A 15,490-nucleotide genomic window follows, 5' to 3' on the forward strand; every position below is an offset into this window, starting at 1 on the left:
ACTGAGTTTTCGTTAGAAAACTGACTTCCATCGTAGGCCTATACGCCCAAAAGGGTTAAATCTTATGTATTCCTTCTTAGTTTACACTTTCTGGCAGCTTTTCTCAAATTACAAAGTGACCTTAGTACGATCGATTGCCGATGAAATGCGCAACCTCAATCAAATCTTTCTTAGCTTGCCCGTTCGGCAGCTTATCCAAGGAAGCAATCGCCTTATCAATATATTTCTGTGACAGCGTATCTGCCATGGCTATGCCATCACTTTGACGGATTATTTCCAAGAACCGGCTAACGTCCGTTTGTCCATCTAATTTATGTATGCGATCTAATTCAGCCATGATTAGAGGTTTAAGTGCAGGGTCCTGCATGGCAAACAGGACAGGAATGGTAATATTGCCTTGCTTCACATCGGAGCCTGGCGGCTTCCCGATCTGCTTCTCGGTCCCGATTAGATCTAGGATATCATCCCTAATTTGGAAAGTCATACCCACGTTATAACCAAATCCATATAATTTATTGCTAATCCAATCTGGTGCTCCCGCAGCCATTGCCCCTAATTGACAGGAAATAGCGATAAGAAGAGCCGTTTTACGTCTAATTCTCAATAAATAGTCCCGAATCGTTTGCTCAGAGTGAAAAAAGAACCGAATTTGTTCCATCTCACCAATAGACATTTCCACAATCGCCTTAGACAAGATCTGATGCACAGCTGGCTTGTGGATTTGAGTGATAACACCTAACGCCTTAGCAAAAATATAATCTCCTGTATACATAGCAATCCGATTATCCCACTTGGATCGGACCGTTAATTGCCCACGTCTTGTATTCGCATCATCAATGACATCATCGTGAACGAGCGAAGCCATATGAATGAGCTCGAGTGGCACCGCCACGCGCTTCATCGTTTCTAATTGGTAGTGCCCAAATTCACCGGAAAGCAGTACAAAAACGGGACGAATTCGTTTCCCGCCGGCTTTCAATAAATGACTCGAAGTTTCTCTCAGCATAGCGTGATCGGAATATACGCTTTCCTCGAGTGCTTTTTCAATAGCAGCTATATCTTTTTTCTTTCTTGAATAAATATCCATTAAATTTTTCATTCTGTCACCCGTGCCACTTTATTCTCAGACCATAAAGCGATATTTACCGGCTTCGGCAGGAAACCAAGCTCATAACAATACTTGTAATAGGAAGCAAGTCCTTCCCACTGTTCCGGACCAAAATCATAACATAACGTATGAAAATAATGATGCCAATAGGAAGCCGTACCGCCAACGGAAGCCTGCGCCTCGGTAATCATTTCTTCCGGATTACTGTGTGCTTTCGCTTTGCTTGCCATAAATGCATTAAAAACTTCTGACACAAGCTTCGGATACCGTTCTGCCGTCTCCTTGCGTATCGCCCATACGGCAAACGAAATCCATTGTCCTGTCCATTTCGCCCATTCTTGCCCAAGATCCGTAATCATATACGTTTTATTGCGCCAACTCTCTTTGATCGCATCATCTCCGATGAGCAATGCTCCATCCCCAAGCGCCATCATCTGCTCGACATTCGGAGTTGCATATTCATAAGTGGGTTTCCCCTCGTAGAATTTCTCCAGTATGATCTTGAGCAAATTTACCGATGTCGCCGAGGTTGTAGGCAGCAAAATATGCCCGTTCGCAATCTCGCGGAGCGGCTTCTCATGGAACAGCAGGATGGAATTGACTTCACCATACGCACTAACAGAAAGATCAGGATACAACAAATAATTCTCAAAAGACTCTCCATAAGCAAAGGAGGAAATTGGCCCCATATCAATGTCACCGGCAGCCATAGCTTTATTCAGCGAGGTCGGAACCTGCTCAATAATATCAACCTCTGACGTGTTCATAAGTTCAGGAAAATAGTAATAAATCGGCCAAACGTTTGTATAATTGATACGGCCAATACGAATTTTTGGATCAGAGCTACTCATGGTTATCACCCCATCTTCGGTACAAGGAATGCTCAATGTCCATGCTATCCAGCACTTTGCCTACCAAAAAATCCACCATCTCCTCTATGGAGCTTGGACGATTATAAAAGGCTGGCATTGCCGGGAGCATGCGTACGCCCATTCTAGACAAGGTCAGCATGTTTTCCAAGTGTATGGCATGCAATGGCGTTTCCCTTGGAACCAGAATTAATTTTCTTCCTTCTTTCAGCATGACATCTGCTGTCCGCTCTAACAAATTATCGGATGAGCCATGCGCGATGCCGGATAACGTGCCCATCGAGCAAGGGATGACAACCATCCCTTTTGTTCGAAAGGATCCGCTGGCAACGGTTGCTCCAATATCAGCAATCGGATGGTGCTCGAACGAGCCAGCACGGCCGCCAAAATGATCTTGCAGCATTTCTTTGCGCCTGCTCACTTGCCAGTCTAGCTCATCATGGAGAACTCTCCAGCCAGCCTCAGTGATGATCAAATGCACATGCAAGCCTTGATCCAGCATGACCTGACACAGCCGAACGCCATATATAGCACCGCTGGCACCAGTAATTCCTACCACCCAATTGCCGCTACTCATAGGTACTCTCTCACAAGCACATCAAGCAGTGTAAAAGCAAACATCACAAGACTAAGCACACCGTTCATTGTAAAAAAGGCCGTATTCAGTTTGGATAAATCCTGTGGTGAAACAAGTCTGTGTTCTTTGTACAGAATAAAATACGCGATGACAAGACCTACTAAATAAAACCAGCTTAAATGTGTGATGAAAAATAAAGTAACTAGACCAACCGCTGTCAGTACATGCAGGATGCGGGCTGTGTTCAGTGCTGCCTTGATGCCAAAGCGGCTCGGCAACGAATAAAGTCCTTCGTTACGGTCAAATTCGGCATCCTGACAGGCATAGATGAGATCAAATCCAGCGCTCCAGCAGACTACCGTTAAATAAAACACGAGGGATGCCCATGTGAATTGACCCGTTACTGCAATCCAGCCGCCAAGCGGTGCCAAGCCTAAAGTCAAACCAAGCACAAAGTGACATGTCCAAGTAAATCTTTTGGTATAAGAGTAAAAGACAAGAAAAAATACTGCGATAGGCAGCAGTTTCATCGATAGCGAACTTAGATTGGAAGTTGCCCAGAAAAGCAATGCAAAAGAAATAATAATATAAATAATGACTTGCGGAATGGAAATTAAGCCAGCGGGTATTGCGCGATTCTCGGTGCGCGGATTTTTCTTATCAATCGCTTTATCAATCACACGATTTAATGCCATCGCAGCGGTTCTTGCTCCAACCATCGCTAGTGTAATCCAGCCAATTTGAGCCCAGCTTGGCAAATGTCCAGTTAATACTACGGAACCCAGAATTGCTCCCATGAATGCAAAAGGCAGTGCAAATACACTGTGTTCAAATTTAATCATTTCCAGAAAGATTTTTAGTTTAGTAAACATATGCGCATTACTCTCCTGATTTCGTATTCCCCTTGGTGCCAATATGCAAGGCCGCAACCCCGCCTGTTAACGGGTAAGCCTGTACACTCTTTAATCCTAGGTTTGTAAATATGGCTGCTAGTTGTTTGTGGTCGGGAAAATGAATTAATGATTCCGGCAGCCATTTGTACTGCTCATACTTCTGAGCAATCATCTTACCTAAGAAAGGCAGGACGCGTTGGAAATAAAAATAATAGATGGACTTAAACGGCTGCCATGTCGGTTTAGACAATTCTAGAGACACAACTAGCCCTCCTGGCTTAACGACACGCTGCATTTCACGAATGACTTGCTCCAAATCGGGTACATTACGGAGGGCAAATCCGATCGTTGCATAATCAAACGTGTTATCGTCAAATGGAAGACTCATCGCATTGCCTTGAATTAACTCAATCTGCTTGTCCAAGTGAAGCTGTTTAATTTTCTCAGCCCCATAATCCAGCATATTTTGGCTGAAATCAAGCCCCACCATCTTACCGGTGCCGCTTGCCTTAGCAAGTGAGATGGTCCAGTCACAAGTACCGCAGCATAAATCAATCGCTGTCTCACCAGGCTGAACATTCATCTTCTTCATCGTAAATTTACGCCATGCTTTGTGCCGGTTGAAGCTTAAAATATTGTTCATTAAATCATACTTTGGCGCAATGCTCTCGAAGACGGAGTGTACGAATTCTTCTTTGGTTTTCGAGTTTTTAACGGGGGTTTTTGATTTTGTCATATTCATCTGTCAGGTCACCTCAAATTTCTTCCAGCACTTTGGGCTGCTTGGCTAAAAATCGCAGGAACGGCTCTCCTATGTGAAACAGTTCACTTATTAGTTTGTCCGATTCAAGCTGCTTTACTTTGGCTTGTAGCAGCTTAGTCTGAGAATCCAGCATTTGATACAGTTGCGAAGTTATATGATATTTGTGCATGAGCGTACGGACTTTGGCTTGATCCGATTCCTCGGTTTGAAGCTGCTTCCGCTCATCCTTAGTACCATGCTGCAAAATGTGCCAGAATCCCCAGCTGCCCTTGAAATCCGCAACAGATTCAAGTCGGAAAATTTCTTCAAAAAGCACTTCACACTTCGTATAGCTTCTCAAAATCTCCGGCCATGTTTGGTCATACACCTCAGACATGAATTCCGAGAATGACAAAAAAAGCTGAGATTTAATCTCCACCGTTTGGTGAATGTAATCTTCTGCCGATAATTTCAATTGCTTCATTTTCATGTACGTATTCATCTTTAACCTGTTGACATCACAAATGGCATTCGACAATTGCTTAATCATGTCAATTTGGCCGGCACCGGCAAGGAGATGATAGAAGCGAGAACTGAAATAATCCCCAGCAAGAACCTTTAGCTGTCTGGATCTTGCGGCTTTTTTCTCTTTGATGTCATTCGAAGCCGCAACCAATTCATGGGTGTCGAGAGCAAGCTGCACAAGCGATGTTGCTAGCGTATACAACTCACTAGAGGAACTCAATTTACTATTTCCGTTCAAGAATGCAAACAACAGACGCGTGCGCAGCTCCGGGAAATCGGGCAAGTCTGTGTGAATTTGGATCATATCATACTCCGTGTACTGCTTGGCGATCTCTGGGATCCGATAAGAATTCATGCAAAAGCCTCCGTAACCGTGTGCCAAATCTCATTAATGTTGGTCAAGTTTCAATTCAAATCATTATATCATAACACGTTAACAGAAGCACAATTAATTATAAGGGATATCTTTGCTGCCATTTCGAAGTGTACGTAATCCGAAACCGATTCTGTAATTCCTGTTCAAGTTGGATGAGGCTCAGCTCATTTGCGCTCTTCTCCATATCCTTCCCAGATTCACGCTCGGCAACCATGGCGAGGACAAGCTGCGTTGATGCATTATCAGACACATTGGAATAATCAATGACCCGAACCCAGACTTGATTCACATTTTTTGTTTTCATTAACATCGTCTGAGCGATCGTGTATAAATCCCGGTAGACAGCTGCTGAATCTGCATTTTTAGGCAAACTCAAATCAAGTGACATACGGGCGTTCGTCAACTCGACTTTGCGAATCCGCATTTGCAGGGGCACTTGAACGAGTAAATCCGGTAAATTGTTGTCCGTGACCTGCCCAACTCGGTTGCTTGGCCAGCGGTAAGGTGAGCTTAAACCCATCGAACTGTCCATTTTGGGAAGTAAAGACAAACAAACGACTATGACAATAGATACCGCTAACGTCATAACGATGCGCATCGACCATCTCATATCATATTGCACCCCCTAGCTATTCAGCAAGAGCAAATCGGACTAGAAAAGTTGCTTCTGTTACAAGCTCTATACACCATTGTACAAAGAAAAAAAGCAGGCTATGCCTGCTTTATCAATAATAAATTATTCTTCGGTATCCACGGTGCCGTACTTCGTAATAATGAGCGCTTTACCTCTGACTTTGACAGCGGAGGTGTGCTCTGTAAATTGGGCAATCATAACCTCACCCTTGTCCAGTTTCTCCGTATGATGAAAGCGTGTATCCTGACCGCGTGTTAATCCAATTACATGAACACCGTTGTCTTTAGCTTTAATAACAAAATATTCATTGCCGTTTGTATTCGGTTGATTGTTTTTGTTCGTGTCGTCCATTCCCATCCTCCGTTCTTACCTTCCCTTCATGTCCTTACCTAATGATGCCAAAAAAAGCATCATGAAGTCAACTAGCCTTGATTGAAACTTCCTTCGAAGTCGTTTGCAAGTCATTGCGGTAAAATTTCTTGAATCTGGCTGGCAGCACACGAGTAGAACCTAATCGAATTAAGAAATCCGATAATTTGACTGTTCCATATGCAAATAACATACCTGCAAATACATCAATTAACCAATGAATTTGCAAATACAGGGTTGAGAAAATGATTGAAGCGCAGTAAGTCACCATCATCGTTTTGAAAATACGATCCTTTTCTCGTAAGGCCAGAAGAAGCATGGCAAATGAAATCGATGTGTGCATACTCGGAAAACAGTTCATCACGGCTACAAGCAATGAGTTTTGATCTGCAAATACCCGACCTAGTAAATCCGGCTGCTTATTCACATACCACACCTCGTGCAGCAAAATAAGGTTGTAGAAGGGTAAAATTAGCGGAAATTGCAGCATGTGACCGGATAAGGCATACGAAAGCATTTTCTTAATACTGCGTGTCCAAAAGCTTCTCACAATACAAATCCATAAGGATAAAACGAAGCCGTAATTATAAATCCAAACCATGGCTTTATCCAGAAAAGGAGTGGCAATCCATCTCGCCCATCCTCCAGTGTTCAGGGGAATCGCATTCATATAATCATCCCAGTGCCAGGGATGGCGGTTGTTTTCAAACATCCAATTGGCGATTTTCCACCAAAATCCGTTACCGGATCCATAAAAATAATAAAATACGCCTAGCAACGGTATGCCGAAAAGAAAAAATCGCCTCCAATCCATATCGATTTGATCTTTACGAACGCCTAACAAGCAAACTAACAGCAAGATCCAACATTCTTTACTCCAGTTCCCAACCACGCCAATTCGCCAAACCAAATAAATCGAAGCAATAATACCGAACATTGTCCAATCTTGAGACTTGACAAGTTCGCTGAGTTTCACCTTATTCAAGACTGTTCCCCCTAAATCATCTAAGAAGTCCTTATAACCCGGAACAAGCCTCTTCAAGAGAAAAAGACATCGGACTTTCGATGTCTTTTTCATAATCGGAGTAACACGATTCGAACGTGCGACCTCACCCACCCCAAGGGTGCGCGCTACCAGGCTGCGCCATACCCCGTCTGTAGCCCAAAGCTTACTTATTCACTTTGTAATTATAGTAGTAGATTTTCGAATTGTAAAGGCATTTTCTGCCTATAAAAGTATAAAACCGTGACAGCAAAATGCGGTCACGGCCTTGTTGTTATATAACGTTCAATAGTATGTAATACGCAATTATTGAATGCCATCCTTAAGTGCTTTACCAGGTTTGAAAGCTGGAATTTTGCTTGCTGGGATTTCGATTTCATCACCAGTCTGTGGATTACGTCCTTTACGAGCGGAACGTTCACGAACTTCAAAGTTACCAAACCCAACTAATTGTACTTTATCCCCGCCTTGCAGCGCTTCGGAAATTGCTTCAAAAACAGCATCAACTGCTTTCGTTGCATCTTTCTTGGAAAGCTCAGAGGTTTCAGCAACCTTGTTAATCAATTCAGATTTATTCATGCCATTCACCTCCCCCCAAGATTTCTTACTTCCGTTACTTCCTGTTTTCACCGTTTCGTCAGAAAATATACATGATTCCTTGAAAAAACGTTGATTTTCTTAGTAAAAATGAACATCGAAAGCAGACGAATAAATTCATAGTAATATACTACGACATCAATTTCAAGTATCGTTTTCCATTTTATGTGGGTAATTTTGCTATAAAACGACAAAAAACACTCTTGCGAGTGTTTTTTTGTCTACTTTCTTACAAAATTATGGCAATTAAGCCGCCAGATCCTTCATTAATAATACGTCCAAGTGTTTCTTGCAGTTTGTACCGCGCGTTGTCCGGCATTTGAGCAAGCTTCCCTTGGATGCCTTCACGCACAATGGAATGCAGGGATCTTCCAAAAATATCGGACTCCCAGATTTTGAGCGGGTTATCTTCAAAATCCTGCATCAAGTAGCGGACGAGCTCTTCACTTTGCTTCTCGGTTCCAATAATCGGCGAGAATTCAGACTCGACATCCACCCGAATCATATGAATCGACGGAGCCGTTGCCCGTAAACGAACACCGAATCTAGAGCCTTGACGGATCAATTCCGGCTCATCGAGAGCCATCTCTGCGAGCGTAGGTGGTGCGATGCCATAACCTGTTGTTTTGACCATCTCCAGCGCCTCTGCGAATTGATCGTACTCTCTTTTGGCATGCGTGAAGTCCTGCATCAATTGCAGAAGGTGATCTTTGCCGCGAATTTCAACACCGACCACTTCCACCAAGATACGATCATAGAGCTCATCTGGCGCAAAGAGATCAATCTCGGCTACACCTTGCCCCATATTGAGTCCAGCGAGAGCCGCTTTGTCAATAAATTCGTATTCAGCAAACTGGCTGACGACACGATCCACGTCGCGCAAGCGTCTAATATCTTGAACCGTATCACGTACGGAATTTTCGAATTGAGTACGCAGCCAATGATTCTCGTCTAGAACCATGACCCAGCTTGGCAAATTCACGTTCACTTCATGAACAGGGAACTCGTAGAGCACTTCACGCAGGACAGAGACCATTTCTTCTTCGCCTGCACTAGCTACGCTCATCGTTACGACAGGTACATCATAACGGCTTTGCAGCTCGCTGCGCAGCTCAAGCGCTGGTTCGCTGTTCGGCTTCTGAGAGTTAATGATGACGATGAAAGGTTTGCCCACTTCTTTCAGCTCATTAATCACTCTTTCTTCTGCCAGCACATAGGATGACCGTGGGATATCCGAGATTGTGCCATCGGTTGTCACCACAACACCTAATGTTGAGTGCTCCTGAATCACCTTGCGAGTTCCGATTTCTGCCGCTTCCTGGAATGGAATCGGTTCATCGAACCAAGGTGTGTTGATCATTCGCGGTCCGTTTTCGTCTTCATAGCCTTTGGCGCCATCAACTGCATAACCTACACAATCAACAAGGCGCACATTCACATTCAGGCCTTCGGCCACGGAAATTTGGACAGCCGTATTCGGCACGAACTTTGGCTCCGTTGTCATAATCGTGCGGCCAGCAGCGCTCTGCGGGAGTTCATCGGTAGCCCGGATCCTATCCGCTTCGCTTTGAATGTTCGGCAGCACTACAGATTCCACAAAACGCTTAATAAAGGTTGATTTTCCTGTACGGACTGCTCCAACAACCCCCAGGTAAATGTCCCCTCCCGTTCGTTCTGCAATGTCCTTAAAGATATCCACTTTCTCCAAGAGAATCCCTCCTACAGTTTGGTCGTCAACTGACTTTCGAGACGTTAACAATTGACTACTCGTACATTCATTTGGACTAGTAAGAAATATATGTACTTTCGATAGAAATATGATAGATGTGCCATATCTTTTTTTACCGCTCATATTTTATGAAGCACATATAGGACTTTCCTCACCACATTGAAAAAATATATGATTGCAACGACGGCGATATTCTGAAAAATGAAAAAAACCTCTTACAGATTACTGTAAGAGGTACCTCTATTTATGACGTCACTTGAGGAAGTGGCTGATTATTCTGCCAGCGATATTCAAAACTGCGAATAGGCACGAAGTAAGATTTGTTCACGAGAATCTCTCGCAAATCCTGATCCGGTTTTAGGGAGTTGGCTAATCCCTGATCTTGAATAAACTTCATAAGATCCATGGCATAATCGATAGCCACCTCACCCGTTTGCTTATTCACCAAGTAGGTTACGAGGTTCTGGCGGTTGTACACCGACTTGATTTCTGGGGCTTTCATCCCCAAGTTATTGAAATCCACGTATTCGAACGCTTCATTGATAGCAATTCCAGCAGGTAATTTCCCATCATGACTTGCTTTATAATCATTTATCTTCTTTTGGACATCTTCCACGCTTTGGTAAGCCGATAGATCCATCAATTTCACAGTCGGTTTCGTCTCCGCATCTACAAGCACATAGATGAAAATTCCCCCGCTTTCAAAAGCGTTCGCCGGTACGGTGCTTAAATAGTTTGACTTTTTCAATTTCGCAAAATCAATGACATACTTCTCATAGAGCGGCGTCGTCATATCACTATTTTTTATAGGCAGAACACCGCTTTTCTCGTGGAAATGATCAACGGCTTGCTGAACGACGGTAATAAATTCCGCAGGGTTAATTTGATTCTCCTTACGTAGTTCCTTTGGATAAGCGCATCCACTTAACAACAGAACCAAACTCAGGATAATACCTATCCATCTGCTATATACAACGCCTTGAGCTTTTTTCACGCATCCATCATCCTATCTTCGTTCTCTAAAATAAATCATCCTCTTCAGCTTGTCTAGCAAGCTGAGCACGTATAGCGGCCTTTAGAGGGTCCTCTGGAATTGTCACCTGCACAGGGCCAATCACACGAGCCTGGCAGGCAAGGCGGTAGCCTTCCTCCGCTTGTGATCCAAGCTTCAACCGTTCATTCACATTCATAGGGGCAAGCCCCTTGCTGCTAGCGTCATTCACCTTCACTTTGCACATCAGACAAGCGGCTTTGGCTCCGCAGCGCGTGCGAATATGAACCTTAGCCTTCCGTCCGGCATCCAGTAAAGTTGTGCCTGCCCGAACACTTATTTTCTTGTCGTCTGGCCAAAAATGCACGTCAAACCCACTCATCAGGTCCACCTACTTATCTGTCAACTTCCCAAGCTTTAGCGCGAGTCTAGCATTTCCCCAAGCCTTTTCTCAAATGCTAGTCCCCAACTATTTCTTTGCAATAACGCATTTAATGTCGGCATGTGCAGTTCTGGAGCAGCAACCATCTCTTTATAGATAGCCTCATAGCGATCAGGCCGATTTCGCAATAGATTGAAGAGAAGTTCATGAGCTAAAGGCATAACCTTCACTTCCTGATTGCCAATCACAGCCGTATGACAATGGTCCTCCCATAAGTATGCCACCTCTACTTGATAGAAGGAATCAAGTGCTTGAACCTTGAAATCCCCTACCACTTCAACCGCATCTTCATGAATCTGATAGTGGCTGAGTATCGAGGCATATATGCCTGTTTGACTATAGACTGGTGTATCAACCGAAAACTCTTGAAGAGAAGTATGAATGGCGGATACATCGTTCATATCCACATAGATATCCAGATCTCTTGGATTTCTTCCAATGTCTACGTTTTGCATAAGCAGTCCACAGCTGCCACCGATGAGCCATCGTACGCTAGGTGCTTGCAATAATTGTGTATGAATGGTCGTAATCGTTGGTACTAACGGTTCCAGCAGGACCAAGATGCCCACACCTTTCAGGCAGAAATTTTAGAAATATGGTTTATGTGTAACGGAAATAGCGCCTGCTTGCTTAATCATGCATTGACAAGCAAGTCGATACCCCTGTTCGATTTCCTCGGGCTCCAGTCGACTCTCTTCGGCATCGGAAGGCAGTGAAAGCAGTTCACGCCCAACAGCGACATAACAGCGGCATCTGGCGCACGTACCTCGTGTACACGAGAAGCCCCATTCCACATCATTTTTGAGCGCATGATCCAAAATGCTTAAACCAATTTCCGGCTCCATCGTTTTTTGCGTTTTGCGCGTTTTTAATTCCAGCATGTATGTATCGCCTCCAAGTTAGAACAATGATAGCAGCATATAGAGTAAAATCGGAATAAATAAAATAAAAGCAACCGTCGAAAGAACGACACGAATCCATCCTTGTGTACGCGTTCTTGCGTACGAAATTAATAATGACGCCACCACCATTAGACCAATGGCTACAAAAGACGCCCACATTTTGTCCAAACTTGACATATTTTTAACTCCTTATGTATAATCTTTAAAATTATCACCAGTAAGTATAGCATAGGATGAGAAAAAAAGCATAAAGGGCAGCAAGCTCCCCTTCATGCTTTTTATTTTTTACCCATCATCATGTTCATAAGCTGCTGCATGTTGTTGCTATCGAGCTTAGAGCTTTTCACTGCTTGAATGATATCATTGATCGTCTCTTCGGATACTTTAACATTTACAAGACCAGAGACTTGTTTGATCAACTGACGCAGCTGTGTCTCACTTTGAAGTGTTGAAGGTTTCACACCGCTTGCAATTCTCTCGATATCTTTAGGTGAAACGGATTTCCCCGTTTTCTTCTTCACCACGTTCAATACGTCCTTAGACATATCTTTATTTGCCAAATGTGCCGCCTCCCTATACCTGATAAGAACTAAATACTTATACGGTATAGTATGAGTGCGAGATGTATGTGGTGTAGGCTACTTCCATACATTTGTAATGACGTCCGTAGCCACTTCTTCGATTTCATGCGTTCTAACACGTCCCATAAGGTCCTGAGCGGCTAACTGTGGCGATTTCCCTTCGAAAAGTACCTTATACAGCTCATCGGTAATAGGCATTGTCACATCATATCTGCGAGATAACTCGTATGCAGCTTTCGTTGTCTTCACGCCCTCGACGACCATTCCCATCTCTTGAAGCACCTCATCCAGAGGAGTCCCCTTCGCGAGTTTATTTCCGGCGCGCCAATTTCGGCTGTGTTGACTCGTACAAGTCACGATCAAATCTCCGATTCCAGCTAATCCGGCAAACGTTAGCGGGTTAGCCCCCATCGTGGTGCCTAAGCGAGCAATTTCGGCTAATCCTCTAGTCATAAGTGCAGCTTTGGCATTATCACCAAAACCTAAGCCATCTGTCAGCCCTGCACCCAGAGCGATGATGTTCTTGAGCGCCCCGCCAACTTCTACACCTGCAACATCAGGATTCGTATAGACGCGGAAATAGGCGTTAATCATTAAATCCTGCGCGGCTTCAGCCGCCTCTAGATCCTGTGCTGCAACAACGACAGTCGTCGGGCATTTCCGAACGACTTCTTCTGCATGACTGGGACCGGAAAGCACAACAAGCCGATTCGGATTGGTTTCAGGTAGTTCATCTGCCAATACCTCGGTCATGCGTTTGAGGGATCCTGTTTCAAATCCTTTGGTCGCGTGGATTAGCAAAGCATCTCTTTTCAAAAAGGGACGCATGTTGGATGCAACCTCACGCATTCCGGATGAAGGGACGACCATAATGATCGCATCTGCCCCTTCGACCGCTTCCTGCAACGAATTTGTCGCTACGATAAGCGGTGATAATTCCACATCTTGAAGAAAACGGCTATTCCGGTTGTGTTCGTTGATCTCTTGGACTTGCTCCGAGTTACGAGACCATAACAGCACCTGATGTCCATTATCCGCCAGTACCGTGGCAAGCGCCGTTCCCCAGCTGCCTGCTACCAGAACCGATACTTTGTTTGACATGGTTACCCCTCCTAAACGTTATGCATTGGAATACTTAAGTGATATACGCCTAGACTATGCTCTTCTCTGGCCCAACTTATTCTCTTTACCCTGAACAAGCTTCACAATATTGGTACGATGGCGCAAAAAGGCAAAAGCGCACAGCAGTATACTAATCCATAAAACTGGCGTTGGTCGATCCATTCCCCAAATAAGAAAAGGTAAAAGTGCGGTTAGAATCAGGGAACCTAGCGATACGAATCGGGTTATGGCAATAATAACGATAGCCGTTAATCCTGCAATTAACGTAGGAATGAAGCAAAGCGTTGCCATTACGCCGATTGTAGTGGCGATACCTTTGCCGCCGCGGAACCCATAATACACAGGCCAGTTGTGTCCAACGATGGCAGCAAGTCCACACAATACGCGAACCCACATCTCATCGGGTCCGGGAGCTGCCCAAATGCCAAGGCAAACGGCAGCAACTCCCTTCAAACCGTCCAAGATCAGTACCATGATCGCTGGGCCCTTGCCCAATACGCGAAGTGTATTGGTTGCGCCCGCATTGCCGCTACCATGTTTGCGGATATCGATGCCTTTAAACCATTTTCCAAATAAATAACTAAAGCTTATAGCCCCTAATAGATAACCTGCTACGATTGTTATTATGGAAATTAAAAGCAAGCTGCAACATCTCCTTATTCTTTGTCCGAAGTCTTTCTACGGCTTAGGATACGAATCGGTGTTCCTTCAAAACCAAAGGCTGCACGGATTTTGTTATCCAAATACCGTTCATATGAAAAGTGCATGAGCTCAGGCTCATTCACAAAGAGCACAAAGACAGGAGGCTTAACGGCAACCTGTGTGACATAATTAATCCGCAGACGCTTGCCTTTATCCGTCGGAGGAGGGTTATACGCTACAGCATCGGAAACAACATCATTCAACAAATGCGTCTGAACACGTAGGGCATGATTCTCCGCCACTTGAATAACAACCGGCAACAGCTTATGCAAGCGTTGTGTTGTTTTGGCTGATACAAAGACAATCGGAGCATAGCTCAAGAACAAGAAATGGTCACGAATCGTTTGTGTAAAATGCTGCATAGTTTTATCGTCTTTCTCAACGATATCCCATTTATTTACGACAATGATAATCGCTTTTCCTGCTTCATGCGCATATCCAGCAATGTGCTTGTCTTGATCAATGATGCCTTCTTGACCATCAATAACAACGAGCACAACGTCTGCGCGTTCGATCGCTTTCATTGCTCTCATAACGCTATATTTCTCTGTGTTCTCATAGACCTTGCCTCTTTTGCGCATACCAGCTGTATCAATAATAACAAATTTCTGGTCATCCCGCTCAAAAGGTGTATCAATGGCATCCCGCGTCGTGCCGGCAACGTCGCTGACAATAACCCGTTCCTCGCCGAGAATCGCATTTGTCATGGACGATTTTCCGACGTTCGGACGACCAATTAGAGCAAATTTAATAACTTCTTCGCCATACTCATCGTCCTTTTTGTCAGGGAAAAGCCCGCAGACAACTTCAAGTAAGTCGCCGATACCGATACCGTGTGAACCCGAAATCCCAACTGGATCGCCAAATCCCAGAGAATAGAACTCATAGATATCATCTTGGCGAGCAAGGTTATCGACTTTGTTCACGGCAAGTACGACCGGTTTTTTGGAACGGAATAGCAGTTGGGCTACTTCTTCATCCGATGGGGTTACACCCGCTTTAGCATCTACCATGAACACAATGACATCCGCTTCTTCAATCGCAAGCTCCGCCTGCACACGAACAGATTTGAGGATCGCATCCTCGCCATCAATTTCAATACCGCCTGTATCAATCACGCTGAATGACGTATTCAGCCATTCGCCCACACCATAGAGTCGATCACGTGTTACACCCGGTTTATCTTCCACAATCGCAAGACGATCGCCTACGATCCGATTGAAAATGGTGGATTTTCCGACATTCGGTCGGCCGACAATTGCAAGTACTGGTCTAGCCAATTCTCATTCACTCCTTCGAATTCCATGATCAGCCATGGAAAAATACGC

20 protein-coding genes and 1 tRNA gene are annotated in these 15,490 nt (G+C 44.4%); all 21 read right to left on the bottom strand.

Translation table 11 applies throughout. The features are described from left to right. Positions 1-121: 121 nt before the first annotated feature. A complete protein-coding gene (locus tag AC58UW_RS12585) occupies positions 122-1,099 on the bottom strand; it encodes a polyprenyl synthetase family protein (protein WP_497420992.1) in 978 nt (325 codons plus the stop codon). Next, a complete protein-coding gene (locus tag AC58UW_RS12590) occupies positions 1,096-1,959 on the bottom strand; it encodes a menaquinone biosynthesis protein (protein WP_497420993.1) in 864 nt (287 codons plus the stop codon). Before AC58UW_RS12590 ends, AC58UW_RS12585 begins: the two co-directional genes overlap by 4 nt. Beyond that, positions 1,952-2,554, bottom strand: a complete 603-nt coding sequence (locus tag AC58UW_RS12595) for a UbiX family flavin prenyltransferase (protein ID WP_497420994.1) — start codon at positions 2,552-2,554, stop codon at positions 1,952-1,954. Before AC58UW_RS12595 ends, AC58UW_RS12590 begins: the two co-directional genes overlap by 8 nt. Continuing rightward, the gene (locus tag AC58UW_RS12600; protein ID WP_497420995.1) at positions 2,551-3,426 is read right to left on the bottom strand and encodes a UbiA-like polyprenyltransferase; all 876 of its coding nucleotides are present in this window, start codon (positions 3,424-3,426) and stop codon (positions 2,551-2,553) included. The genes AC58UW_RS12595 and AC58UW_RS12600 overlap by 4 nt, the downstream gene beginning before the upstream one ends. Before the next feature lie 7 nt (positions 3,427-3,433). After that, a complete protein-coding gene (locus AC58UW_RS12605) occupies positions 3,434-4,183 on the bottom strand; it encodes a demethylmenaquinone methyltransferase (RefSeq protein WP_497421198.1) in 750 nt (249 codons plus the stop codon). A gap of 19 nt (positions 4,184-4,202) precedes the next feature. Next, complete coding sequence (locus AC58UW_RS12610; RefSeq protein ID WP_497420996.1) at positions 4,203-5,069, bottom strand: heptaprenyl diphosphate synthase component 1; 867 nt, start codon at positions 5,067-5,069, stop codon at positions 4,203-4,205. Between the two features lie 97 nt (positions 5,070-5,166). Beyond that, on the bottom strand, positions 5,167-5,700 hold the full coding sequence (locus AC58UW_RS12615) for a hypothetical protein (RefSeq protein WP_497420997.1): 534 nt from the start codon (positions 5,698-5,700) through the stop codon (positions 5,167-5,169). A gap of 126 nt (positions 5,701-5,826) precedes the next feature. Continuing rightward, positions 5,827-6,075 carry a trp RNA-binding attenuation protein MtrB gene (gene mtrB / locus AC58UW_RS12620; protein WP_497420998.1) on the bottom strand — a complete coding sequence of 83 codons (249 nt, stop codon included), beginning with the start codon at positions 6,073-6,075 and terminating at the stop codon, positions 5,827-5,829. Positions 6,076-6,142: 67 nt separating this feature from the next. After that, positions 6,143-7,069 (bottom strand): phosphatase PAP2 family protein, encoded by a 927-nt coding sequence (locus AC58UW_RS12625; protein WP_497421199.1) that lies wholly within the window; start codon positions 7,067-7,069, stop codon positions 6,143-6,145. A 104-nt stretch (positions 7,070-7,173) separates the two neighbouring features. Further along, positions 7,174-7,247 (bottom strand) — tRNA-Pro (locus tag AC58UW_RS12630). A gap of 155 nt (positions 7,248-7,402) precedes the next feature. Beyond that, positions 7,403-7,675: an HU family DNA-binding protein gene (locus AC58UW_RS12635; RefSeq protein ID WP_145655310.1), complete on the bottom strand. Its 273-nt coding sequence runs from the start codon at positions 7,673-7,675 to the stop codon at positions 7,403-7,405. A gap of 247 nt (positions 7,676-7,922) precedes the next feature. Then, positions 7,923-9,401 carry a stage IV sporulation protein A gene (gene spoIVA / locus AC58UW_RS12640; protein ID WP_090821662.1) on the bottom strand — a complete coding sequence of 493 codons (1,479 nt, stop codon included), beginning with the start codon at positions 9,399-9,401 and terminating at the stop codon, positions 7,923-7,925. 265 nt (positions 9,402-9,666) lie between these two features. After that, on the bottom strand, positions 9,667-10,416 hold the full coding sequence (locus AC58UW_RS12645; RefSeq protein ID WP_497420999.1) for a YphF family lipoprotein: 750 nt from the start codon (positions 10,414-10,416) through the stop codon (positions 9,667-9,669). A 25-nt stretch (positions 10,417-10,441) separates the two neighbouring features. After that, the gene (locus AC58UW_RS12650) at positions 10,442-10,795 is read right to left on the bottom strand and encodes a 2Fe-2S iron-sulfur cluster-binding protein (protein WP_497421000.1); all 354 of its coding nucleotides are present in this window, start codon (positions 10,793-10,795) and stop codon (positions 10,442-10,444) included. Positions 10,796-10,830: 35 nt separating this feature from the next. Then, positions 10,831-11,424, bottom strand: a complete 594-nt coding sequence (locus AC58UW_RS12655) for a nucleotidyltransferase family protein (RefSeq protein ID WP_497421001.1) — start codon at positions 11,422-11,424, stop codon at positions 10,831-10,833. A gap of 18 nt (positions 11,425-11,442) precedes the next feature. Next, positions 11,443-11,736 (bottom strand): 2Fe-2S iron-sulfur cluster-binding protein, encoded by a 294-nt coding sequence (locus AC58UW_RS12660; protein WP_497421002.1) that lies wholly within the window; start codon positions 11,734-11,736, stop codon positions 11,443-11,445. Positions 11,737-11,754: 18 nt separating this feature from the next. After that, on the bottom strand, positions 11,755-11,934 hold the full coding sequence (locus AC58UW_RS12665; protein WP_497367305.1) for a DUF2768 family protein: 180 nt from the start codon (positions 11,932-11,934) through the stop codon (positions 11,755-11,757). Positions 11,935-12,035: 101 nt separating this feature from the next. Then, positions 12,036-12,302, bottom strand: a complete 267-nt coding sequence (locus AC58UW_RS12670) for a stage VI sporulation protein F (protein WP_127451790.1) — start codon at positions 12,300-12,302, stop codon at positions 12,036-12,038. A gap of 93 nt (positions 12,303-12,395) precedes the next feature. Beyond that, a complete protein-coding gene (locus AC58UW_RS12675; protein ID WP_497421003.1) occupies positions 12,396-13,439 on the bottom strand; it encodes an NAD(P)H-dependent glycerol-3-phosphate dehydrogenase in 1,044 nt (347 codons plus the stop codon). 54 nt (positions 13,440-13,493) lie between these two features. Continuing rightward, positions 13,494-14,102: a glycerol-3-phosphate 1-O-acyltransferase PlsY gene (plsY, locus tag AC58UW_RS12680; protein ID WP_497421004.1), complete on the bottom strand. Its 609-nt coding sequence runs from the start codon at positions 14,100-14,102 to the stop codon at positions 13,494-13,496. A gap of 14 nt (positions 14,103-14,116) precedes the next feature. Then, a complete protein-coding gene (gene der, locus AC58UW_RS12685; protein ID WP_497421005.1) occupies positions 14,117-15,442 on the bottom strand; it encodes a ribosome biogenesis GTPase Der in 1,326 nt (441 codons plus the stop codon). Positions 15,443-15,490: the final 48 nt, after the last annotated feature.

This window comes from Paenibacillus sp. J22R160 (assembly GCF_059692135.1).